This window comes from Schwartzia succinivorans DSM 10502 (assembly GCF_900129225.1).
In the GTDB taxonomy this organism is placed as follows: Bacteria; Bacillota; Negativicutes; order Selenomonadales; family Selenomonadaceae; genus Schwartzia; species Schwartzia succinivorans.
In genome coordinates this window covers 18591-42484 of the sequence record NZ_FQUG01000004.1, presented here as the reverse complement: position 1 = coordinate 42484, position 23894 = coordinate 18591, and the positions used below count along the sequence as shown (strand labels likewise).

The window sequence follows — 23894 nt, the reverse complement described above, 5'->3', positions numbered from 1 at the left end:
ATATATTATGAAACCGATGTTGAAGAATTCACTCAAGATTCCGTATGGAACGCGGGATTTTTTGCCTTTGGAAGCAGCATGCAAACGCTCTATAGAATCAAGCCTCATGAATCTGTTTACGAAATGGGGCTATGATGAGATTGTTACGCCATCTATAGAGTATCTTGATACTCTCACCATAGGAAACGGTCAGGCTATAGAGCCTCACATGTTCAAGTTTTTTGACCGCCAAAACAGAACTCTGGCGCTGCGTCATGAAATGACTACGCCTATTGCACGTGTGGTAGCAAGCCGTATGAGAGACGCGGTACGTCCGCTTAAATTTTCATATGTAAGCAATGTTTTTCGCTATGAGCAGGCACAGGCAGGCAGACAGTGTGAGTTTTATCAGGCCGGCGTCGAATTCATGGGACCCAGTACGGCAGAGGCTGATGCTGAAATAATCGCTTTGGCGATACAGGGACTCAAACAATGCGGTCTTGAAAATTTTACCGTGTGCATAGGACAGATTGAGTTCATTAACGGTCTTATGAGTGAGTTCAATTTTTCGGACGAGACACAGATAAACATACGGGAAGCACTGGAAAAAAGAAATTTGGTAAAACTGCATGAAATAATCGAACAGACGCAGCTTCCTGAGCGCAGCAAGAAAATCCTTTCATCACTTCCACTCCTGCACGGCGACAAGGAAATATTGAAGAAGGCATGGGATATTGCGTGCAATGAGCAGAGCAGAAGGGCATTGGACAATCTGTCTGCTATATATCAGCTTTTGGAGTCCTACGGAGTTGCCGAGTTCGTCAAGTTTGATTTGGGCGTAATACGTGATTTTGATTACTATACGGGAATGGTATTTGAAATTTATACTCCGGAGATGGGATTCCCTCTCTGCGGAGGCGGAAGATACGACCGAATGCTTTCGGATTTCGGCGCCGCGTGCCCGTCAACAGGCTTTGCGCTGGGGATTGAACGTATCATGCTGGCTGTCGAACGTGAGGGAGCGTCTTCGGAGACACTGAAAAAAGACTGCTTTGTTGCGTATACACCTGGCAAGATAAAGACTGCAATCGAATCAGCTCAGAGGAAAAGGAACGAGGGGCTGGTCGTTGAACTTGCCCCATATGCTATGACAAAGGAAGAAGCGGAAGCATATCAAAAAGAGAAAAAGTATGCTTCGCTTCTGTATGTTGAATAATGGCAGGGCGGTTATATCAGTTTTACCGTGCAGTTACCGCGTCGCTGACAGAAGCGGACAGGCAGTATGTAGAAATGTATCTGCCGGCTGAGGCACAAAAGCTGTTTTGGAACATGTCAACAGCCGATCAGTATCATGCGCTCCATGTTGCGTATACTGCGCTTGAAATTGCCAAGTCAGAGGAATGCGATTCCGATTTGCTGCGGCGGTCAGCCCTGCTGCACGATGTAGGACGTGTCAACGGAAGCATGAACGTATGGGAAAAGTCGATTGCTGTTATCATTGCAGGTTGTTTTCCTGATTTTGCACGTAGGCAGGCAGGGAAAAACAACGGCTGGCTGTCAGGACTGTTTCATGTTTACTTCTTCCATCCTCAAATTGGAGAAAAAATGCTGAGGGAAATTGGCATGGATAAAGAAGCGGATATGATTTCCCGCCATCATGACCGGAATTTATCGGAGCGCAGTATCGAGCTCAAAATTCTTCAGCTTGCCGATTCTAAAAATTGATTATTTTAAATAAAAACGCTTAAATGGATTGACAATGTTACAATCACATGTTAGCATATCATCATATTAGTACTTTAATATAGTAAAGACATTAATGGAGGACATAATGCAGAGTAGTGAAAATGAGTATTTAACAATTGCACTTCCCAAAGGAAAGCTTTTTCCACTGGCTGTTGATTTGTTCAGGGAAGCCGGTATTTCTGCCGATGGCCTTACTGATTCATCCCGAAAGCTTGTTATCACCAATGAAGCTCAGAAGGTAAAATTTATCATATCAAAAACTGCAGATGTTCCGACTTATGTCGAATATGGTGCAGCGGATATAGGAATCATCGGCAAGGATGTGCTTGTGGAATCAGGGCAGGATGTTTATGAGCTTTTGGATCTGGGCTTTGGTAAATGTCATTTAATGATGGCCGTGCCGAAGGATAAAAAGCGTGATAAGCTGACTGATTACACACATACGAGAGTTGCGACAAAATTCCCGCATATTGCTGAAAAATTTTTTAATGAGCACGGTATGCAGATGGAATACATAAAGCTTAACGGGTCAATTGAGCTTGGACCTATAGTGGGGCTTTCCGAGAGTATCGTTGATATTGTCGAGACAGGAACCACATTGAAGGAAAATAATCTCGAAGAGATTGTCCATATTATGGATGCTTCTGCGAGACTTGTTGCAAACCGTGTAAGCTTCCGTTTGAAGTTTGACCGTATATACAGCTTGACTGAAAAAATGAAACAGATTCTAACTGAAAGGGCTGAAGGGAATAAATGAAAATCTTAAACGTAAAGGAACTCGGTGTTGAGAAGGTAGAAAAGTATTTGGAGAAGGCTCCTTTTGACCAGGTGGAGCTTAATCCCAAAATCCGTGAAGGAAACATAAAGCTGTTCGGACGTGATATGACGGCTGCCGAAATTGTAGACATGATTGTTTCGGATGTGCGCCGCGACGGTGACAAGGCTGTTATGAAATATACTAAGCTCATTGACCGTGCAGAGTTCACACCGGATCAGTTTTTGGTAAGCGAAGATGAGTTCGCTGCGGCAGAAGCACAGGCAGACCCGAAGGTCATTGAATCCTTGAAGAAATCCATCGAAAATGTACGCAGATACCACGAGGAGCAGAAACCGACCTCCTGGATGACATACAGGGAGAAAGGCTCTCTTCTTGGTCAGTCGGTTATTCCTCTTGACCGTGTAGGAATCTATGTTCCGGGAGGCACGGCTGCATATCCGTCCTCTGTTGTAATGAATGCGGTTCCGGCTGCTGTGGCAGGAGTTAAGGAAATCATTATGATGTGCCCGCCGCGTGACGGTAAAATCAATCCATATGTTCTTTTGGCAGCAAAATACATTGGTGTAAAAAAGATTTATAAAATCGGCGGAGCACAGGCTATAGCTGCTGTTGCGTTCGGTACTGAAACAATCCCCCGTGTTGATAAAATTACAGGCCCGGGAAACATCTTCGTTACTCTTGCCAAAAAGGCTGTCTACGGACATGTTGATATTGATATGCTGGCAGGTCCAAGCGAGATTCTTATCGTAGCTGATGAAAAGGCGGACCCTGTCTATACGGCTGCAGATATGCTCAGCCAGGCAGAGCATGACCCGCTGGCATCAAGCATAGTAATAACCAACAGCGCTGAGCTCGCAGAAAAGGTTGCGGCTGAGGTAGAAAAGCAGCTTGCGCAGCTTCCGCGAAAGGAGATTGCCGGCGCGTCTATCGAAAGGAACGGAATGATTATCATAGCCGAGGATATGATGCAGGCTATGGATTTTGCAAATCTGTCCGCACCTGAGCATTTGGAGCTTCTCACGGAAAATCCGTTCGAGCTTCTTCCGTATGTACGCCATGCAGGCGCTGTTTTCCTTGGTGCATATTCGCCGGAGCCGCTGGGTGATTATTTTGCAGGCCCTGACCATATTCTTCCTACAGGTGGAACAGCAAGGTATTATTCAGTACTCAACGTAGAAACATTTATGAAACGTACAAGCTTTATTTCCTATACACAGCCGGCACTTAGTGATGTGTCCGAGGACATTATCCGCCTTGCCGAGACGGAGGGGCTTCAGGCACATGCCAATGCTATCCGCCTGAGAAGGGAGAAGTAAGGTATGCTTGATTACCGAAAGGATATAGACAACCTCCCGGTCTACGATGTTGTCGAACGTGACTGGAATATCAAAGTAAACGCCAATGAATCAGGATGGAATCTGCCTCCTTTGGTTGAAGAGCGTGTCTTGAGCAGCTTGTCACGGATTGCTTTTAACCGTTATCCAAACACGGAGCCGGAGGATTTGTCCGAAATAATTGCAAAGCGTTTCGGGCTGCAGAAGGAAAATGTATGGCTGGGAAACGGCTCCAGCGAGATAATAGACAAGATTTTTTACGCTTTTGGCGGTGAAGGTCACAAAATTGTATATATGCAGCCGTCCTTTTCAATGTACCCGATATGCGTAAAATCCGCGGATGCAGAGGGCATTGCAGTTCCGCTGGATGACGATTATAAATTTAACGCGGAAAAATTTATTGAGGCAGTTAAAAGCCAAAAGGCATCTTTGGCAGTTGTATGCAATCCCAATAACCCGACTGGCGGTTTGATTCCTGTTGAGGATATTGAAAAAATCGCCAAGGAAATTGACTGCGCGTTTTTGGTTGATGAAGCGTACGTTGAATTTGCAGGTAAAAAGGCAAGCGCGGTTTCCCTTATGTCCAAATATCCGCATTTGATGGTAGCGCGTACTTTTTCAAAAGCATTTGGCCTGGCAGCAATAAGAGTGGGCTATCTTTTGGCAGATAAGGACATAATTTCAACAGTAGGCAAGGTTTTTAAGCCATACTATTTGAATGTACTTTCTACGGTTGTTGCTTCTGTTGTCATGCAGATGTATGATGAATTTGATCCCCGTATTGAAATGGTAATCAGTGAGCGTGACCGTATGTATGAGGAATTCCTGTCACTTCCGGGCGTCAAAGTATATCCTTCCGATACGAACTTCCTGCTTTTGCGGTACGATAAGGCGAAGGAGCTAAATGAACGTCTGTTGAACTACGGAATAGGTGTAAGAAGCTTTGGAAACGCTCCGATGCTGGATAACTGCCTGCGTATTTCAATCGGAACCCCTGAAGAAAATAATGCTGTTATGAAAGCAATTCGTAATTTTGCAGAAGGGCGGTAGCTACAATGCGTAAAGCTGAAATCAGCCGCAAAACGTTTGAAACATCCGTAAAGATTCATCTGAATATAGATGGAAGCGGAAAAAGCTCCATAAACAGCGGAATCGGATTTTTTGACCACATGCTGACATTGTTCGCAAGGCACGGGTCATTCGATATTGATGTTTCATGCAACGGCGACCTGAATGTTGACGGACATCATTCTGTTGAAGATATCGGAATCACTTTGGGTGATGCATTTTGTAAGGCTCTTGGAAAGAAGGAGAGCATTACACGATACGGTTCGTTCTATGTGCCTATGGATGAAGCTCTTGCATTCGCGGCAGTTGATATCAGCGGACGTCCGTTTATAGTATATGATTCAGGTGCTGTTGCACCGATGATTGGCGAATATGATACCGAGCTTACCGAGGAATTTTTACGTGCCTTTGCATTTCATGCAGGCATAACTCTTCATGCAAAGGTTCTTTACGGGACAAATTCCCATCATAAAATAGAGGCGGTTTTCAAGGCGCTGGGACATGCAATGAAAATTGCCTGCCAAGAGGACAAAACAATCAAGGGTGTTTTATCTACTAAAGGAACTCTTTAATATGAAAGGTGTCACAATCCTATGATAGCGATTTTGGATTATGGTGTCGGAAATCTTTTTAGTGTGGAAAAGGCGTTTCATTCATTGGGAGCGGATGCTGTCGTTACATCTGATCCGTCCGTAGTCATGAAAGCTGATAAGCTCGTTTTGCCGGGAGTTGGAGCATTCGGTGACTGTATGAAAAATTTTGAAGCCAGCGGCCTCAAGGAAGCGCTTAAAGAACGCATAGAAGCAGGAACGCCTATGCTGGGAATATGCGTTGGTCTTCAGATTTTATTCGAAAGCAGTGAGGAATCTCCGGGGGTTCCGGGACTTGGCATTTTAAAGGGTAAAGTGTGCAAAATCCGGGATACAGGACTAAAAATTCCGCACATGGGCTGGAATTCATTAAGTATTGTAGATAATCATGACAATGGGCTGTTCAAAGGTTTATCCGGGCAGCCTTATGTCTATTTTGTACACAGTTTTCATGCTGTACCGGATAAAAGTGATATAATTACATCTGTAACCGAATACGGTGAGAAGCTTACCGCGTCGGTTGCGTATAAAAATATTATGGCTGCACAGTTTCATCCTGAAAAATCAGGTGATGTTGGGTTGCAAATCTTAAAAAATTTTCTTGATTATTGAAAGGATGACTGGAATGGATATCTTTCCGGCAATTGATTTGCACGAAGGTAAATGTGTCCGCCTGTTCAAGGGCGATTTTAGTCAGAGTACAACCTTTTCGGATACTCCTGAAGCAGTTGCAAAGGAATTTGAGTCCTGTGGAGCACATTATCTGCACTTGGTTGATTTGGACGGTGCTTTATCGGGACATTCCGTTCATGCGGATATAATCCGCCGTATTACAGGGAACACTTCGTTAAAGGTAGAACTTGGCGGTGGAATACGCAGCATGGATAATATAGAAACGGCTTTGAATATTGGGCTGTTTCGTGTAATCCTCGGTTCGGCTGCCGTAAGCAACCCTCAGTTGGTAAAAGAGGCATGCAGAGAGTTTGGTTCCGACAGGATTGTCGTGGGGATTGATGCACGAAACGGGATGGTAGCCACCAACGGCTGGGGGACAGAAAGTACGGTCTCTGCTGTTGACCTTTCAAAGCAGATGGCAGACTTTGGAGTAAAGACTATTATTTATACTGATATTTCAAAGGACGGAACGCTGAACGGAATAAATATTGATGAGACTGTTGCGATTGCAAAGGCATCAGGTGTCTCTGTGGTAGCTTCCGGCGGTGTTTCTTCCATGAAGGATGTGTATGCTGTCAAGGAGCATGAGAAGGACGGCGTTACAGGACTGATTATCGGCAAGGCAATTTATACGCAAAAAATTGATTTGAAGGAAGCTCTTGAGGAGGCACGTGCGTAATGCTGACAAAACGCATAATTCCATGTCTTGATGTAAAAAACGGACGTGTCGTTAAAGGTACAAATTTCGTCGGTCTGCGCGATGCGGGAGACCCGGTGGAGCTGGCATCACGTTACGATACTGAGCGTGCTGACGAGCTTGTATTTCTCGATATCACCGCTTCAAACGAAAACCGTAATACTATGGCTGATGTCGCGGCTTCGTGCGCATCACAGGTCTTTATCCCGTTTACTGTAGGTGGCGGGATTCGTTCTGTTGAGGATATGCGGACAATGCTCAAGGCCGGCGCGGATAAAACCTCGTTGAACAGTGCTGCTGTTCATAATCCCGAACTCCTTAAAATGGGCGCCGAAAAGTTCGGGCGTCAGTGCGTTGTTTTGGCAGTTGATGCCAGAAAATGCGGTGAAGATAAATGGGAAGTTTATATCAATGGCGGACGCACACCTACAGGAATTGACTGCATATCCTGGGTGAAAAAAGCCGTTGCACTGGGCGCAGGAGAAATTCTGCTTACCAGCATGGATGCCGACGGCACCAAGAACGGATATGATATTCCTTTGACCCGTGCTGTCTCGGAGGCAGTAAACGTGCCTGTAATCGCATCAGGCGGCGCGGGCAGATTGGAGCATTTTTACGATGTTCTTACGGAGGGCAAGGCAGATGCAGTCCTTGCCGCTTCTGTTTTTCATTATGGAGAATTTACTGTACGTCAGGTAAAAGAATATCTTAAATCACGTGGAGTGGAGGTAAGATTATGATTGACATTTCAATGGTTAAATTTGATGATAACGGTCTTGTACCGGCAATTATTCAGGAAGAAAACGGCCAGGTTCTCATGCTGGCGTATATGAATAAGGAGTCACTCGAAAAGACCTTGGAAACAGGCTATACGTGGTTTTACAGCCGCAGCAGGAAAAAGCTGTGGAATAAGGGCGAGACTTCTGGAAATACCCAGAAGGTACTGGAAATATCTTACGACTGCGACGGTGATACGCTGCTTGTAAAGGTTCATCAGACCGGTGTGGCATGTCATACTGGTTCATATACATGCTTCAGCGGAAGAAAGCTCGTAGGCAGCGAAAACAGTATTGCCCTTGTGGAGGAAGAGAAGAAACAGCCTCTTGCAACTGTTATAAACGAACTCTACAAGGTAATCCAGGACCGTCAGCTTCACCCGATAGAAGGCTCGTATACGAACTATCTTTTTGACAAGGGACAGGATAAAATCCTGAAAAAAGTCGGTGAAGAGGCTGCTGAGGTTATTATCGCTTCAAAAAATATGAAAAAAGACGAAATAACTTACGAGATGGGAGATTTGTGGTATCATTGTTTAGTGCTGCTGGCATTTCATAACATTTCTCCCGAAACTATTTTCAGGGAGCTTATGAATCGTCGGCAGGGCGGAAGCTACCACAAATTTGAAGGAAAAACAGGTATCAGACCTGAAATGTAATTCGGGGGTTATTTATGACTGAATCAGATTTTACTAAATTTTTTCTGCTTGAGACATCGCTTGAGAATATCGAGCCTCATATCAATGAGCCAAAGCCTGCTGTCGAAAAGCAGCCTGCAGCTGACGCAAAGATAATTCCGCTGCCTGAGCCGGGACTTCTTCCTGACGTTCCTGTCAATTTTCTTGAACTGGCTGAGCTCAGAGCGTCTGTGCGCCAGTATAACGAAGCTTCGATTTCGCTGCAGCAGCTGTCTTTTTTACTCTGGTGTACTCAGGGAATAAAAATGGTTCTTCCGGAGGGCATTACTATTCGTAATGTTCCTTCTGCGGGCGCGTCACATGCATTTGAAACATATCTTTTGATACAGCGTGTTGATGGCCTTGAGCCGGGGTTATACCGATTCCTTGCCGTTGACCACGCTTTGGAGGCTATTAAGCTTGGCAATAACATCATTGATGAGGTATATCCTTTCTTTACATCGAAAAAAATGGTTCAGACAAGTGCTGTGACATTTTTATGGGCTGCTGATTACAAAAGGATGGCGTACAAGTACAGCATGCGTGCTATGCGCTATCTTTACCTTGATGCGGGACACGTGTGCCAGAACCTTTATCTGGCGTCATACGTTCAAAAGCTCGGTGCGTGTGCAATCGGCTCATTTTATGATGATGCGTTAAATTCATATTTAGGCTTTGATGGAGAAAATGATTTCGTTGTGTATGGTGCGTCCGTGGGTAAGGCGTAACGCAGTCCCATGTATACACGAATACATTAGCGTGTTTCATTGATTATCTGTCTGTATGTTCTATACTAAGTCGTGTAGTAGCAAGGGCGCTGCAGTAAATTTGAGTAAATTTACCAGCGTCCATTTTATTAGATAAATCGGGGGTAAAGACATGGAAATCTTGAATGAAATAATCGCAAAAGTTGACGCAATGAAGGATGATTTGATAAAACAGCGCAGGGATATTCACCGCCACCCCGAAACAGGCTGGACTGAGTTCCGTACTGCTTCTTTGGTTGCGGAAAAGCTTTCTTCCTATGGATACGAGGTTCTCGTAGGAGAGAAGGCAGTCAAGAAAGATGCTATGATGGGGCTGCCGTCAGATGAAGCTCTTCGCAACGCTCAGAAGCGTGCAGTCAGCGAAGGAGCAAATCCTGATTTGGTAGAAAAAATGACCGGAGGCCTTACAGGCGTTGTCGGTATTTTTCATTTTGCAAAGCCGGGCCCTGTAGTCGCATTGCGCTGCGATATGGACTGCAATGATGTAACTGAAACAAGTGACGAGAAGCATTTTCCGAACCAGCAGGGCTTTTCCTCCACACACGAAAAAGAAATGCATGCCTGCGGTCATGACGGACATACTACAGTAGGTCTTGCCGTTGCCAAAATTCTTTCTGAAATGAAGGATGAATTGGCAGGAACCTTTAAGATTATTTTCCAGCCTGCGGAGGAAGGAGTACGCGGCGCACATGCCATGGCTGAAAACGGCGTTGTGGATGACGTTGATTATCTTCTGGGTGCGCACTTCGGATTCAAAATGAAGCATACAGGCGACATTGCCTGTGATGTTACAGGCTTCCTGGCTACAACGAAGTTCGATGCAGCATTTACGGGAAAACCGGCACACGCAGGAGCAGCACCGGAGGAAGGCAGAAATGCTCTTCTTGCAGCAGCATGCGCAGCGCTTAATCTTCATGCGATACCGCGTCATTCTGCAGGTGTTTCCCGAATCAATGTAGGAAAACTTATAGCAGGAAGCGGAAGAAACGTCGTAGGAGATAAAGCACTCATTCAGCTTGAAACACGCGGTTCTACTACTGAAATCAACAAGTTCATGGAAGACGAGGCAGCAAGAATTTTGAACGCTGCCGCTGCGATGTACGGCGTAGATGTTGAAATAAAGAAGGTTGGCGGTGCGGCCGGCGGAAGCAATTCGCCTGAGCTGGCAGCATTTTTGAAGGATAAAGCAAAAGAAATCGGCATTTTCAAGAATATTGTTGGCGAATGTGATTTTGGTGCCAGCGAAGATTTTTCCTATTTCATGGAGAAGGTACAGAGCCACGGCGGTCAGGCTGCTTACATGATGGTGGGTGCAGAGCTTGCTGCAGGACATCACGATTCGCATTTCAATTTTGATGAAACGGCATTGGCACATTCTGCCAAGATGATGTGCTACTCCTTATCCCAGCTTTTGACTTCAAAAAAATAATTTCAGTGACACTCTCTGGATTTGTGGTATAATAATTCATTGTTGATTTAAGGCAAACCAGGAGGGATATTGTGGAGTTAAATTTTATTGAGCTTTTGAAGACCATTGTCTTGGGCGTAGTTGAAGGTCTGACAGAATGGCTCCCGGTCAGCAGCACAGGCCACATGATTTTGGTGGATGAATTTATAAAACTGAATGTTTCCAAAGCATTTATGGATATGTTCCTTGTTGTTATACAGCTTGGAGCTATTCTGGCTGTTGTTGTTTTGAATTTTGAACGTTTGAATCCGTTTTCTTCATTCAAGAGCAAGGAAGAAAAAAAGCAGACCTTTCAGCTTTGGTATAAGGTTATTGCAGCATGTATGCCTGCTGCGGTTATAGGACTTGCTTTTAACAAATTCATGGAAGAGCATTTCATGACTGCTCAGGTTGTTGCTTTTACTTTGATTTTCTACGGAATAATGTTTATTTTGGTGGAAAATTATAATAAGCGCCGCCAGCCGCGGGTAACAAAGCTTGAGAAACTGGACTATAAAACAGCATTAATCATAGGATTTTTTCAGGTTTTGTCCCTTGTTCCGGGTACTTCACGCTCCGGTGCAACAATAATCGGCGGTATCTTATTTGGTGCTTCAAGATATGTTGCAACGGAATTTACCTTCTTCCTGGCAATACCGGTTATGTTCGGAGCAAGTCTCCTTAAAATTGTAAAATTCGGCTGGGATTATACAGGCACGGAGCTTGTTATTCTTGCCGTTGGAATGGTTACTGCCTTTGTGGTTTCTGTTCTGTCCATCAAATTCCTGCTTCAGTATATCAAGAAAAATGACTTCAAAGCTTTTGGATGGTATAGAATAGCGCTTGGAATTCTTGTCCTGGCCTATTTCTTCCTTGTTGGCGATCCGGTTCATTAAGTATAGGATAATTTGGAGACCTGAGCGTATATCATTAGCTTAGGTCTTCTTTTTGGCTGTATTAAAGTATGGTAGAATAATGGTAAGTAAAATGGAGGGATAGTTTTGAAACTCATTGCCGGATTAGGTAATCCCGGAAACGAATACGCTTTGACAAAACATAATGTCGGCTTCATGCTTGTAGACGAGCTTGCTAAAAAGTTTAATGCAGCCTCGTGGAAAACTCAGGAAAACGCGCTGGTAGCGTCAGTATATATCGGTTCGGAAAAGGTTCTGCTGGTAAAACCCCAGACGTTTATGAATGAAAGCGGAAGAGCGGTAGGTCCGTTGCTTTCATGGTACAAGCTTACTCCCGAAGATTTGATTGTCGCCCACGATGACATGGATATTCCGGCAGGAACTATCCGAATAAGAAAAAAGGGAAGCTCAGGCGGTCATAACGGAATGAAATCAGTTCTTGCGCATGTAAAGGATGAAAATTTTCCCCGGGTCCGTATCGGAATCGGACGTCCGGGTGAACATTCAACCGTTATACATCATGTTTTAAGTCCGTTCAATACGGAAGATGCAGCCGCAGTCAAAGAAGCTATAGATAAGCTTGTTCCCGCTGTTGAATGTATTGTAAAAGAAGGCGCGGATATAGCCATGAATCGTTTTAACCCACGCAAAGTGAAGAAAAGTAAGGATGAATGATATGTCAGATAAACGCAAAAAGAAATCAGAGATAACAGCTCTTTTTGCTGCTTCCGACGGAGAAATATATGATGCTCCGGGAGTAGAAGCATTGGCAAGAATTGATGACAGAATCATCGAGCTCGAGCCTGAGGATTTGATTCCTCTTCCGGAAACAGCTGATTTAATGTTTCTTCCTGACAGAAAGGCAATCGGAAGAAATGCGGACGGGGAAATAGTAGAACTGGACGGAGTTGCGGTATCTGCGATTTTGCCTGCAGGCTACACAAGACTGTTTATGCCGGCATTCAAGAAGGAAAAAAACGCAGGAATGCTTCCTCTTTATGGATATACTGCAGTAGTCCTTTATAAAGACGAGCTTTACGCTGCTGCTGTCTACACAGATGAGAATCATAAATGGGATCCGGCAGGGTACAACACAGGTTCATTGAAAAAGCTGGTAAAACAGGTGAAGAAGGATTTACCTGATAACAGGCTTGTAGAACATTTGGCAAATTGTTCGCTGGAGTGGCACTGTCTCACTGCCCAGAACATTTTTTATCATCGCTGGGAAGCCGGAATACCTACTTCGCCCTCTTGCAACGCTAACTGTTTGGGCTGCATTTCACTTCAGCCTGCAGAGTGCTGTCCTTCGCCGCAGGAAAGAATATCTTTCCGCCCAACGGTAGAGGAGGTTGCTTCTCTCGGAACCTATCATCTCCAGACCGCTCCTGAAGCGATAATCAGCTTTGGTCAGGGCTGTGAAGGAGAGCCTTCACTTGCAGCAGATACGATAGCCGAAGCAATCAAACAGATTCGCAAAAAAACATCTAACGGTCAGATAAATATCAATTCCAATGCAGGCTATACGGAAGGAATCAAAAAAATCGTTGATGCCGGACTGGACAGCATGCGTGTCAGCATTATCAGTGCAAACGACGAAAGCTATTCCGCATATTACAGATGCAGCTACACATTGGATAATGTAAAGGCGTCAATAAAATACGCGCTGGAGCACGGGGTATATATTTCGCTTAACATGCTGTATTTCCCAGGATTTAATGACAGAGAGGAAGAAGCGGCAGCCTGGGTTGATTTCCTCAGGGAATATCCTATTCAGATGATACAGGTACGAAATCTGAATATTGATCCGGATGTTTTTGCTTCGGTCATGCCGAAAGCAAAGGGTGAGCTTTTGGGAACCAAGGCATTTATCAACATGCTGGCCGACTCCCGTCCTGATTTAGTTATAGGAAATTTCAGTCATTATCAGGGAAACAATCATAAAGTTTAAATTTAAAAGAGGATTTTTGCTTTTCGAGTGGAATATATATAGAATAAGGATTATATTATTTTGTTGATAGTGGAGAGGAGTGTCCAAGTTATGGCTATGGATGAGCAGGATTGGAAAACCTTTAAACAAAAACTTAAAAGCAGGACCGAGATTGATCTTGATTTGTATAAAGAACCACAGATGAAGCGCAGAATCGGAAATCTTGTTTCCAGAAGTGAGTTCGACTCCTTCTCAGGATATTTTGATCATGTTGCAAAAAATAAGGATGATTTTGCAGAGTTTATTGAGTACCTGACAATAAACGTTTCAGAATTTTTCCGTACCCCTGACAAATTTTCCAAACTGGAAACGGATGTAATTCCTGATTTGATGAAACGCTCGCCTAAGCTGAATATTTGGAGTGCGGGCTGCTCTATTGGTGCGGAGCCTTATTCTTTGGCGATGATATTGAAGGAAATGACTCCAAATACAAGGCATCGTATTCTGGCAAGTGACCTTGATATTGAAATATTGGCCAAGGCTAAACGCGGAGTATATCAGGATAATGAAATCAAGAGCATGACTCCTGAAAGAATTGCGAAGTACTTTGATAAGACTGCAGATGGAAAGTATGCTGTCAAAAATGAAATTAAACAGTGCATTGAATTCAAACGTCACAATCTCCTCAAGGATCCGTTTGAAAAGGGATTTGACCTGATTCTGTGCCGTAATGTAGTCATATATTTTACGGAAGCTGCAAAGGATGAGCTCTATGCACATTTCTTTGAGGCACTGAAGCCGGGCGGTATCCTTTTTGTCGGCGCAACTGAGGCTATATTGAATTTCCGCAGACTTGGTTATACGAGCTATCAGCCGTTCTTCTATCAGCGGCCATTAGAGTGATACGTCATTTTCTTTATACATCAGGCGGTGCAACACTATGTTAGCAAATCGTGAAATGGAACAAATAAATAGTGAAGCCCTGAAAGCACTGCAGTTTGAACGCTTACATAAAACACTCGAATGGGCATATTCAAAGAGCAGTTTTTATCGGAATAAGTTCGATGAATCGGAATGTGATCCCAAGCAGTTTGAGTCTTTAACAGATATTGAGAAATTCCCTTTTACGCTGAGTAAGGAATTGCAGCAGGTTTCAGCTATGGATTTGCTCACACTTCCGCTCAGTGGAGTTGCCCGAATCAGTTTATGGGAGCATCCGCAGCCCACGGTGCACATGTACACGATAAACGATATAGCAGCAAATGTTGAAATGACTTCACGTGTCCTTACCGCGGCAGGTATTTCAAGAGCATCTATTGTCGGACTTCTTGGCGATATGGCTGACAGCGGTTTGTTTGATGCACAGCAGGCGCTTGAAGCAATCGGTGCTGCTGCTGTACCGTTGAGTACCGACTATGAACGCACACTTAAGCTGCTGGAAGCAGCTCATGTTGATACTATCATTGGTTCTGCGAGACGCATTCTTCGTCTTGTCATTCAGCTGCAGGCAAGCGGACTGGAAATTTCAAATTTTCCGCTGCATAAAATACTGTGCCTGAATGAAACACTGCAGAATCCCTTAAAGATGCACTTGGAAAAAAGAACAGGAACAGAGGTTTATGATTTGTTCTCTTCCGCGGAGTTTGGATGTATCGGTATGTTTTTCCAATGCGAGGGACATGTCGGTCAGCATATACAGCAGGATTATTTTTATCCGGAAATAGTTGCTTTTGGCGGAAACGAAGTAATCCATGAATTTAACTGTATGGGGGAGCTTGTTCTCACAACGCTGACGGCAGAAGCAATGCCATTGATAAGGTACAGAACCGGTCAGGCAGTTATGATAACAGATGAGCCATGTACCTGTGGGCGTACATTTATCCGCATAATTACGCCAATGAGCAGTTTTTGAGTGTACAGTGAGCACGAACACAAATAATTAAATTTGCATACAGCCTTCTCGATTTGAGACAGGCTGTATTTTTTATTGAAGAAAATACAAATGAGTTGTATAATAAGACACAAAATTTATCAATTTGATAAAAATTTGGAGTAGGGTGGAATGAGCATGCGCAGTGATGTAGTAAAAAAAGGGCCAACAAGATGTGCCCATCGTTCTCTTTTTTATGCTTTGGGATTTGGACCGGAGGACATAAAAAAGCCTCTTATCGGTATTTGTAACTCTTTCAACGAAGTTATTCCAGGGCATGTACATTTGCGTACTATTGCTGATGCGGCAAAGCTTGGTGTTGCTGCAGCCGGCGGTACACCGATGGAATTTCCTGCAATTGGTGTATGCGACGGAATTGCAATGGGCCACACAGGAATGAAATTTTCTCTTGCAAGCCGCGAGCTGATTGCTGATTCAATCGAGGCTGTGGCTACGGCATCAGGCTTTGACGGTCTGGTACTGATTCCAAACTGCGATAAGGTAGTGCCGGGTATGCTTATGGCAGCTGCACGCCTTAATATTCCTTCTGTTGTTGTCAGCGGCGGTGCGATGCTGGCAGGCCGTTATAAAGGAAAAGATGTCAGCGTAAGTCAGGCGTTTGAAGCTGCGGGCAAGTTTGCGTCAGGAGAGATATCCGAGGCAGAGATGGCAGAAATTGAAGAGAGTGTCTGCCCGGGATGCGGTTCCTGCGCGGGACTTTTCACGGCAAACACAATGAACTGTCTCACTGAAGTACTCGGTATGGGGCTTCCGGGCAACGGAACAATTCCTGCTGCATATACAGGCGCAAGACAGCGCCTTGCACGCCGCGCAGGTGAAGTTGTAATGAATCTCGTAAAGAATGACATTAAACCTCGTGATATTCTCACAAAGGAAGCATTTGAAAACGCTATTACCGTTGATATGGGTATAGGCGGCTCGTCCAATACGGTTCTTCATCTGACTGCTATCGCTCATGAAGCAGGTATTGAAATTCCTGCGCCGCTTTTTGATGAAATCAGCCGCAAGACTCCGTACATCACAAAGCTCAGCCCGGGCGGTACGTATCATATTCAGGATCTCAATGAAGCCGGCGGCATCCCGGCTGTTATGAAGGAGCTTTCAAAAAAAGGTTTGATTCATCTGGATGCTCTGACTGTAACAGGAAAAGTCGAAGACAGAATTAAAAACGCCGAGATTACCCGTCCTGATGTAATTCACAGCGTTGAGAACCCGTATCGGAATGAGGGCGGTATTGCAATACTGAAGGGTAATTTGTGTCCTGATTATGCGGTTGTAAAGGCTTCCGCGGTCAAAGAGGATATGCTCACATACAAGGGTACTGCGAAATGCTATGACTCCGAAGAAGATGCAATCAACGCTATAATGGGCGGTCAGATTCACGATGGTGACGTTGTTGTCATCCGCTATGAGGGACCTAAGGGCGGCCCGGGAATGCAGGAGATGCTTAACCCGACTGCAGCAATCACGGGCATGGGACTGAAGGTCGGCCTGATAACAGACGGACGCTTCAGCGGAGCAAGTCAGGGAGCATGTATCGGACATATTTCTCCTGAAGCCATGGCCGGCGGCCCGATAGGTCTTATAAAAGACGGAGATATTATTTCCATTGATATTCCAAACCGCAAACTTGAGCTTGAAGTAAGCGATGAGGAACTGGAAAAACGCCGCAAAGAGTGGAAACAGCCGGAACCGAAGATTAAAACCGGTTATCTTGCACGCTATGCAAGACTGACAACATCTGCAAGCACAGGTGCAGTCCTCAAGTAAAAATTTATTTGAAAGCAGCTCTTGGCTTTATGCCATAGGGCTGCTTTTTTGTTGTTACGGTTTTGCCTGTGGCAAACTTTGATTAAAGGCATTATATCGCAAGCGATGAAACGCTGATAGAGGAGGTTTTGCCTGTGGCAAAACTTGAACAATGGCGTTATAATTAAATCGAAATAATAGGATGAATGGAGAATAAATTTGCATATCGTACTGATTGAACCGGAAATTCCCGGAAATACAGGCAACATTGCAAGATTGTGTGCCGCAACAGGCTTCACGCTTCATCTTGTAAAGCCTCTGGGATTTTCTGTCGAGGATAAATACTTGAAACGTGCGGGATTGGATTACTGGAATCTTGTATCAATCGAGTATCATGATAATTTCCAGGCTGTTTTGGACAAGTATCCGAACAATAATTTTTACTTTTTTTCGTCAAAAGCTCCACAAAGCCACTGTGATGTTTCGTACACAGAGGATGATTTTCTTGTTTTCGGAAAGGAAACTGCAGGTATTCCCGAGACGATTTTGAGTGAGCATTGGGATACCTGTGTGCGGATTCCTATGAGGGAGGAAGCACGATGCCTAAATCTTTCCAATGCTGTTGCCGTTGCCTCCTATGAAGCACTGCGGCAGTTGGATTTCTACAGCTTGAAAATAGTTGGACAAGAAGCAATATGATAACGGGTGATATTTTTGTTTGATAAATCTTTAGTACTTCAGAAATTAAACGAGGTTTTAAATAGTAAACAAATTTTAGTTGATGAACCAATGAGTAAACATTCGACATTTAAAATCGGGGGAAACGCTGATTTTTTTGTGATGCCTTCATCTATTGAAGAAGTGCAGTCGATTTTCAAAATCTCCGGGGAATGTGATGTTCCAGTTACGGTTCTGGGCAATGGTTCCAATATACTTGTTTCTGATAACGGTATCGCCGGAATTGTCTGCTCCTTCGGAAGTCCTTTTTCATATATCAAACCACAGGATGACAAGGTGCTTGTAGGGGCAGGAACTATTCTTGGCGCGGTTTCCAAGTGGGCCGGTGAAAATTCACTTACCGGTATGGAATTTGCCGTCGGAATCCCAGGCAGTGTCGGCGGTGCTGTTTTTATGAATGCCGGTGCCTACGATGGTGAGATGAAGAATGTTGTTACAGGTGTAACTGCCGTTTCCTTTGATGGCAAGATTTTTCATTATGATGCAAATCAACTTGGTTTTGCATACCGTCACAGCATTTTTCAGGACAACAATCAGATAATCTGTGAAATTGAGCTGTCTTTGGAAAAAGGGAATCAGGAAGAGATTTCTTCCAAAATGAAGGATTTTACTCAGCGCCGTATTCAGAAGCAGCCCCTTGAATTCCCAAGTGCAGGGAGTACATTCAAGCGCCCTGAAGGATATTTTGCGGGAACATTGATTGAACAGACGGGACTTAAAGGGTTCCGCATCGGCGGTGCAGAGGTTTCTCCCAAGCACGCGGGCTTTGTCGTCAATACGGACCATGCTACTGCCGCAGACGTTCTTGAACTGATACACGAGGTACAGCGGCGTGTCAACGAAAAGCACCATGTCATGCTGCAGCCTGAGGTAAGGATGATAGGAAAATTCAATTAAATCTTTCCATAAAAAAGAGGGAGTGATTCATCATGCGTCTAAGTTTTTTGGGAGCTGCTCACACTGTTACCGGGTCCTGCTATCTTCTCGAAACAAATGACCATAAGATTCTGATTGACTGTGGAATGTTCCAGGGGTCTAAAAGAATCAGATCACAGAATTATGATGAATTTAATTTTATTCCGGCAGAAATTGACTGTGTGCTGCTCACTCATGCGCATGTAGACCACTGCGGTCTGATTCCGAGGCTTTATCATGAAGGCTTCAAGGGTAATATTTACGCAACCAAAGCTACGTGCGATCTTGCAGGAATAATGCTCCCGGACTCCGCACATATCCAACAGTCGGATACGGAAATGTTAAACAGAAAGGGACAGCGCAGCGGTGAACAGCCGATAAAGCCTTTGTATACTCTGGATGATGCTGCTGCCTGCCTGAAGCATTTTTCACCTGTTCCATATAATGATCAGTTTAATATTTTCGATACGGTTCAGGCTGCTTTTTATGATGCAGGACATATAATGGGTTCTGCTATTATTGAACTAAACATAACCGAAGAAGGTAAAACCTCTAAATTAGTTTTTTCAGGTGACCTTGGACAGCCGGATCAACCCATAATCAAAGATCCGACGTTAGTTAAAGGTGCTGATTTTCTTCTTGTTGAATCTACTTATGGTGATCGTATTCATCAGGTTTACGACAAGGAAGAGGCTTTGGCAGAAATCATCAACGATACAATGGATCGCGGCGGAAATGTAATTATACCTGCGTTTGCGGTAGGCCGTACTCAGACCCTGTTGTATTATCTTTATAAGCTTTGGAAATCGGGACGTATAGATGATGTTCCGGTAATTCTTGACAGTCCTCTTGCTATTTCTGCTACGCGTATTTTCCTTGAAAATTATCGGGAATTTGATGAAGAAGCAATTGAACTTCTTAAAACAGAAGGCAAGGTTCCTCAAATGCCTCATCTTCGTATATGCGAAACTGCAGCAGAATCACGGGCTTTGAACAGCTCTGAAAGTTCTGCTATTATCCTTTCAGCCAGCGGAATGGCAGATGCAGGCCGTATACTTCATCATTTGAAGCATAATCTGTGGAGACCTGAGTCAACTATTCTTTTTGCCGGCTATCAGGCTGATGGAAGCCTTGGGCGGAGACTCGTTGATGGAATTAAACGAGTCAGGGTATTGGGCGAAGAAATCGCTGTACAGGCTCAGATAAAAATGCTCGATGGTTTCTCTGCTCATGCTGACAGCCAGCAGATTATCGACTGGATAGGTCATATTACTGAACCTAAACCTGCAAAAATATTTGTTGTTCACGGCGAGCCAACCGCACAGGAAGATTTGAAGGCTCAAATACATAAGGAATTTGGCATTGAGGTCTATATTCCTTTCCGCGGAGATGTAGCAAAAATATCCGGCCGTACAAGTACGATAGAGCTTTCCAACATGCCTAAGGTTTCTGTTGAGATGGAGATGGAAGATGTTCTCCGCGGCTTTGATTCCGAATACCGTCAGATCAGACGCAGTGTACTTCAGTTTGCTATCCGCCGTCCTGAAATGATGGATTCCATAATCCGTACATTTGATAAAGGATGGAAGTATATGAAAAAACTGCTCACTCCGTACAGTGGAATGTAAGTGTTTATTGTATACATCATAGATAAACAAGGTTTTACATTGACGCTCTATGGTTTGTGTGCTAACATGGTTAAAGATAATTTGCCTTTTGAAATTAGTCCTGTGAGGCTGATAAGAGGAGCTTGCCTTTTATAGGTGTACTATATGGTTAATTATAGCTTTCTTATGCCTTCGCATGAGAAAGCTTTTTTTATGAAAAAATGTTAAGGAGCTGATTCGGTTGGAAAAAAACGCAATATCAATGCGTGGAAAACATGTTCTGGGCTTGGAATATTTCAGCCCGGAAGAAATTCAACTAGTTTTGTCGACCGCAAAAGAGATGAAAACAATCATTCATCGTGACATCAAGAAGGTACCGACATTACGTGGAAAGTCTATTGTAACAGTATTCTATGAACCGAGCACTCGAACAAGAACTTCATTTGAGACAGCAGGTAAGTACCTTGGAGCAGATGTCGTTAATATAACGGCAGGAACCAGCAGTATCGTAAAAGGCGAAAGCCTTCGCGACACACTGCTTACAGTAGAGGCAATGGGCTTCGATGCTATTGTTATGCGCCACAAGCAGGAGGGTGCTGCTGAATATGCCACAAAGGTTGTCAATCACCCGGTAATCATAAATGCAGGAGATGGCGCTCATGCTCATCCGTCACAGGGACTTCTGAACCTGTTCACACTCCTTGAGCATAAAGGTCACCTGGAGGGACTGAAGGTCGCTGTACTTGGCGATATTCTTCATAGCCGTGTAGCCCGTTCGGATATCTGGGGTATGCGCAAAATGGGAATAGAACTGCATTTTGCAGGCCCGAAAACCCTTCTGCCGCGCTTCCTGTCGGAAGAGCCGGGAATTGTTATCCATGACCGAATCGAAGATGCGATTAAAGACGCGGATGCTATAGAGGTATTGAGAATTCAGCTTGAACGTCAGAAAGCAGGATTGTTCCCGTCGAACCGTGAATATGCACGAATCTTTGGTATAAACAATGAGCGCCTTGCTCTTGCAAAGGATGATGTTCTTATCCTGCACCCCGGTCCGATGAATAAAGGTCTTGAGATTTCACCGTATGTCGCATACGGTAACCATTCCGCCATCCAGGAACAGGTACAGAACGGTGTTGCTGTTCGTATGGCACTTTTGACTTTAGTCTTGACAGGAGGCAAACAGGCATGAAGCAGATTATTAAAGGCGGGCGTGTGATTGACCCTGCGAATCATTTTGATGAAATTGCCGATGTTTTAATTGAAGACGGGAAAATCGCAAAAATTGCCAAGTCGATTAAAGATAAAGACGCTGATGAAATAGATGCAATCGGAAAAATCGTCACTCCGGGACTCATTGATATGCATGTTCATTTCCGTGAACCCGGTCAGGAAGCAAAAGAAGATTTCAGAACCGGTGGAAATGCGGCAGCTGCCGGCGGCTTTACAACAGTAGCTTCTATGCCGAACACAAAGCCTGTTGTTGATAACGCAGCATTAATCAGAAGCCTGCAGGAACGCGCAAATCAGGTGAGCAAGGTTCATATCGAATTAATCGGAGCATTGACAAAAGGACAGGAGGGCAAGGAACTGGCTGAGGTCGGGGATATGGCTTTATCCGGCGCAGTTGCCTTTTCTGATGATGGCCATTATGTCAAAAGCGCAAAAATGCTTCTCAATGGCTTGGATTACCTGAGAGCTTTTGATAAAGTCATCATCAATCATGATGAAGAGTCAAGTCTTGTCGAGGAAGGCATGATGAACGAAGGTCATAGAAGTGCAATGCTCGGAGTAAAGGGCCGCCCGACGGTCGCAGAGGATATTGCTGTTGCCAGAGACATTATGCTTGCTGAATATGCAGATGCACGTGTACATGTTGCTCATATCAGCTCCGCAAACGCTGTAGACATCGTTCGTCAGGCAAAGAAGCGCGGAGTAAAGGTAACAGCCGAGGTCACGCCGCACCATCTGACAATGACAGATGAATGCGTGGATTTGCGCGACAGTGATACAAAGGTAAATCCGCCGCTCCGCAGCCAGAAGGACGTTGATGCAATGTGCGCGGGTCTCAAGGACGGTACTATTGATATGATTGCAACAGATCATTCACCTCATGCTGAGGAAGAAAAGGATCAGGAATACGGCCTTGCACCAAGCGGATTCCCTGGACTTGAAACTGCAGTAGGCGTTTTGATTACTGACCTTGTAAAAACAGGAAAAATCGAAATGCCGCTGTTAATCGAAAAAATGACCGCAGCACCTGCCCGCATCTTTAATCTCAAAGGCGGCAGCCTGAGCGTAGGAGCACCGGCAGATGTAACGGTCATTGATCCGGATTTGGAGTGGACGGTGGACGAATCCGAATTTTATACGATAGGAACGCATTCTCCGTTTGCCGGACGCGAGCTTGTCGGACGTGCTGTCCTGACAATGGTTGACGGAAAAATTGTAATGCGTGACGGCAAGGTAATAGATTGATTGGAGGCGCTGCGGTTGAACGGAAAACTTATATTAGAAGACGGAACAGTTTTTAATGGTAAGCTTCTTAACAACATGAAGGCAACCGGCGAAGTTGTATTTAATACAGGAATGACAGGGTATCAGGAAATTTTGACCGATCCTTCATATTGCAGACAGATTGTAACATTAACATATCCTCTTATCGGAAACTACGGTATAGCAGATATTTTTATGCAGTCACGGAAATCCTTCGTTAATGGTTTTATCATCGGGGAGTTATGTGACAATGGAAGCAACTGGCACCTTGAAACGGAGATCAGTGACTTCCTCACCAGGCAGGGAATCCCGTGCCTGTATGATGTAGATACAAGAGCTGTTACAAAGCATATCCGTGCAGCAGGTACAATGAAGGGAATCATCGTTCCGGAGGATGCCGCAAAAACAGAAATTGACGAGCTGTTTGCTGTACCTATCAAAAAGGAAGTAGTAAGCGAAGCAACAACACCGAATGTATATAAAATGGAAAATGACGGTCCTCATGTTGTAGTCATGGACTTCGGAATCAAACAGAATATCCTCGATTCGCTGCATCAGTGGGGCTGTAATCTGACTATTGTTCCTTCGAATACAACAGCTGAGGAAATAATGAACCTGAATCCGGATGGAATCTTCCTGTCCAATGGTCCGGGAGACCCCAAGGATATACCTGATGTAATTGAAAATGTTAAAAAATTGATTGGCAAAAAGCCAATGTTCGGAATCTGCCTTGGTCATCAGATTTTGGGATTGGCACTGGGAGCAAACACATACAAATTAAAATTCGGACATCGCGGCTCCAATCAGCCTGTCAAAAACCTTGAAACCGGACGTGTATATATAACCTCCCAAAATCATGGCTACGCTGTTGATGAGGCCTCACTGGAAGGTCTTCCGTTAAAGGTTACACATCGCTCAATAAATGATGGTACAGTTGAGGGAATGCGTCATACAAAGCTTCCTATTTTCTCTGTACAGTTCCATCCGGAAGCATCTCCGGGACCAACGGACAACACATATTTATTTGATCAATTTGTATCCATGCTGCCAAAGGAGGAATAAA

Annotated in this window: 24 protein-coding genes; all 24 read left to right on the top strand. The window is 44.4% G+C overall.

The features are described 5' to 3' along the window. Positions 1-7: 7 nt before the first annotated feature. Positions 8-1195 carry an ATP phosphoribosyltransferase regulatory subunit gene (gene hisZ / locus BUA83_RS05075; RefSeq protein ID WP_407695184.1) on the top strand — a complete coding sequence of 396 codons (1188 nt, stop codon included), beginning with the start codon at positions 8-10 and terminating at the stop codon, positions 1193-1195. Then, positions 1195-1704, top strand: a complete 510-nt coding sequence (locus BUA83_RS05070; RefSeq protein ID WP_072935131.1) for an HD domain-containing protein — start codon at positions 1195-1197, stop codon at positions 1702-1704. Before hisZ ends, BUA83_RS05070 begins: the two co-directional genes overlap by 1 nt. 106 nt (positions 1705-1810) lie before the next feature. Then, positions 1811-2482, top strand: coding sequence for an ATP phosphoribosyltransferase (gene hisG, locus BUA83_RS05065; RefSeq protein ID WP_072935130.1), 672 nt, complete (start codon positions 1811-1813; stop codon positions 2480-2482). Continuing rightward, a complete protein-coding gene (gene hisD / locus BUA83_RS05060; protein ID WP_072935129.1) occupies positions 2479-3819 on the top strand; it encodes a histidinol dehydrogenase in 1341 nt (446 codons plus the stop codon). Before hisG ends, hisD begins: the two co-directional genes overlap by 4 nt. Before the next feature lie 3 nt (positions 3820-3822). Beyond that, a complete protein-coding gene (gene hisC, locus BUA83_RS05055) occupies positions 3823-4887 on the top strand; it encodes a histidinol-phosphate transaminase (RefSeq protein WP_072935128.1) in 1065 nt (354 codons plus the stop codon). Between the two features lie 5 nt (positions 4888-4892). Then, positions 4893-5477 carry an imidazoleglycerol-phosphate dehydratase HisB gene (hisB, locus tag BUA83_RS05050; protein WP_072935127.1) on the top strand — a complete coding sequence of 195 codons (585 nt, stop codon included), beginning with the start codon at positions 4893-4895 and terminating at the stop codon, positions 5475-5477. 21 nt (positions 5478-5498) lie between these two features. Next, on the top strand, positions 5499-6107 hold the full coding sequence (hisH, locus tag BUA83_RS05045; protein WP_072935126.1) for an imidazole glycerol phosphate synthase subunit HisH: 609 nt from the start codon (positions 5499-5501) through the stop codon (positions 6105-6107). A gap of 13 nt (positions 6108-6120) precedes the next feature. Next, positions 6121-6849: a 1-(5-phosphoribosyl)-5-[(5-phosphoribosylamino)methylideneamino]imidazole-4-carboxamide isomerase gene (hisA, locus tag BUA83_RS05040; protein WP_072935125.1), complete on the top strand. Its 729-nt coding sequence runs from the start codon at positions 6121-6123 to the stop codon at positions 6847-6849. Then, complete coding sequence (gene hisF / locus BUA83_RS05035; protein ID WP_072935124.1) at positions 6849-7607, top strand: imidazole glycerol phosphate synthase subunit HisF; 759 nt, start codon at positions 6849-6851, stop codon at positions 7605-7607. The genes hisA and hisF overlap by 1 nt, the downstream gene beginning before the upstream one ends. Further along, a complete protein-coding gene (hisIE, locus tag BUA83_RS05030; RefSeq protein WP_072935123.1) occupies positions 7601-8302 on the top strand; it encodes a bifunctional phosphoribosyl-AMP cyclohydrolase/phosphoribosyl-ATP diphosphatase HisIE in 702 nt (233 codons plus the stop codon). The genes hisF and hisIE overlap by 7 nt, the downstream gene beginning before the upstream one ends. 14 nt (positions 8303-8316) lie before the next feature. Beyond that, complete coding sequence (locus BUA83_RS05025; RefSeq protein ID WP_072935122.1) at positions 8317-9048, top strand: SagB/ThcOx family dehydrogenase; 732 nt, start codon at positions 8317-8319, stop codon at positions 9046-9048. 151 nt (positions 9049-9199) lie between these two features. Continuing rightward, positions 9200-10516, top strand: a complete 1317-nt coding sequence (locus tag BUA83_RS05020) for an amidohydrolase (protein WP_094756480.1) — start codon at positions 9200-9202, stop codon at positions 10514-10516. An 86-nt stretch (positions 10517-10602) separates the two neighbouring features. Next, the gene (locus BUA83_RS05015) at positions 10603-11430 is read left to right on the top strand and encodes an undecaprenyl-diphosphate phosphatase (protein WP_072935400.1); all 828 of its coding nucleotides are present in this window, start codon (positions 10603-10605) and stop codon (positions 11428-11430) included. A gap of 105 nt (positions 11431-11535) precedes the next feature. Continuing rightward, on the top strand, positions 11536-12123 hold the full coding sequence (pth, locus tag BUA83_RS05010) for an aminoacyl-tRNA hydrolase (protein WP_072935121.1): 588 nt from the start codon (positions 11536-11538) through the stop codon (positions 12121-12123). Then, on the top strand, positions 12116-13396 hold the full coding sequence (locus BUA83_RS05005) for a radical SAM family protein (RefSeq protein ID WP_094756479.1): 1281 nt from the start codon (positions 12116-12118) through the stop codon (positions 13394-13396). Before pth ends, BUA83_RS05005 begins: the two co-directional genes overlap by 8 nt. A 96-nt stretch (positions 13397-13492) precedes the next feature. Then, positions 13493-14278, top strand: coding sequence for a CheR family methyltransferase (locus BUA83_RS05000; protein WP_072935399.1), 786 nt, complete (start codon positions 13493-13495; stop codon positions 14276-14278). Between the two features lie 256 nt (positions 14279-14534). Next, positions 14535-15287 (top strand): phenylacetate--CoA ligase family protein, encoded by a 753-nt coding sequence (locus BUA83_RS04995; RefSeq protein ID WP_159430478.1) that lies wholly within the window; start codon positions 14535-14537, stop codon positions 15285-15287. 156 nt (positions 15288-15443) lie between these two features. Continuing rightward, positions 15444-17096 carry a dihydroxy-acid dehydratase gene (gene ilvD / locus BUA83_RS04990; RefSeq protein WP_072935398.1) on the top strand — a complete coding sequence of 551 codons (1653 nt, stop codon included), beginning with the start codon at positions 15444-15446 and terminating at the stop codon, positions 17094-17096. Between the two features lie 198 nt (positions 17097-17294). Beyond that, positions 17295-17774 (top strand): tRNA (uridine(34)/cytosine(34)/5-carboxymethylaminomethyluridine(34)-2'-O)-methyltransferase TrmL, encoded by a 480-nt coding sequence (trmL, locus tag BUA83_RS04985; RefSeq protein ID WP_072935118.1) that lies wholly within the window; start codon positions 17295-17297, stop codon positions 17772-17774. Positions 17775-17789: 15 nt separating this feature from the next. Next, positions 17790-18710, top strand: coding sequence for a UDP-N-acetylmuramate dehydrogenase (gene murB, locus BUA83_RS04980; protein WP_072935117.1), 921 nt, complete (start codon positions 17790-17792; stop codon positions 18708-18710). 32 nt (positions 18711-18742) lie between these two features. Next, a complete protein-coding gene (locus tag BUA83_RS04975) occupies positions 18743-20356 on the top strand; it encodes an MBL fold metallo-hydrolase RNA specificity domain-containing protein (protein WP_072935116.1) in 1614 nt (537 codons plus the stop codon). A gap of 241 nt (positions 20357-20597) precedes the next feature. Next, positions 20598-21527, top strand: a complete 930-nt coding sequence (locus tag BUA83_RS04970) for an aspartate carbamoyltransferase catalytic subunit (RefSeq protein ID WP_072935397.1) — start codon at positions 20598-20600, stop codon at positions 21525-21527. Then, positions 21524-22813 carry a dihydroorotase gene (locus BUA83_RS04965; protein ID WP_072935115.1) on the top strand — a complete coding sequence of 430 codons (1290 nt, stop codon included), beginning with the start codon at positions 21524-21526 and terminating at the stop codon, positions 22811-22813. The genes BUA83_RS04970 and BUA83_RS04965 overlap by 4 nt, the downstream gene beginning before the upstream one ends. 15 nt (positions 22814-22828) lie before the next feature. Then, positions 22829-23893, top strand: coding sequence for a glutamine-hydrolyzing carbamoyl-phosphate synthase small subunit (carA, locus tag BUA83_RS04960; protein WP_072935114.1), 1065 nt, complete (start codon positions 22829-22831; stop codon positions 23891-23893). Position 23894: the final 1 nt, after the last annotated feature.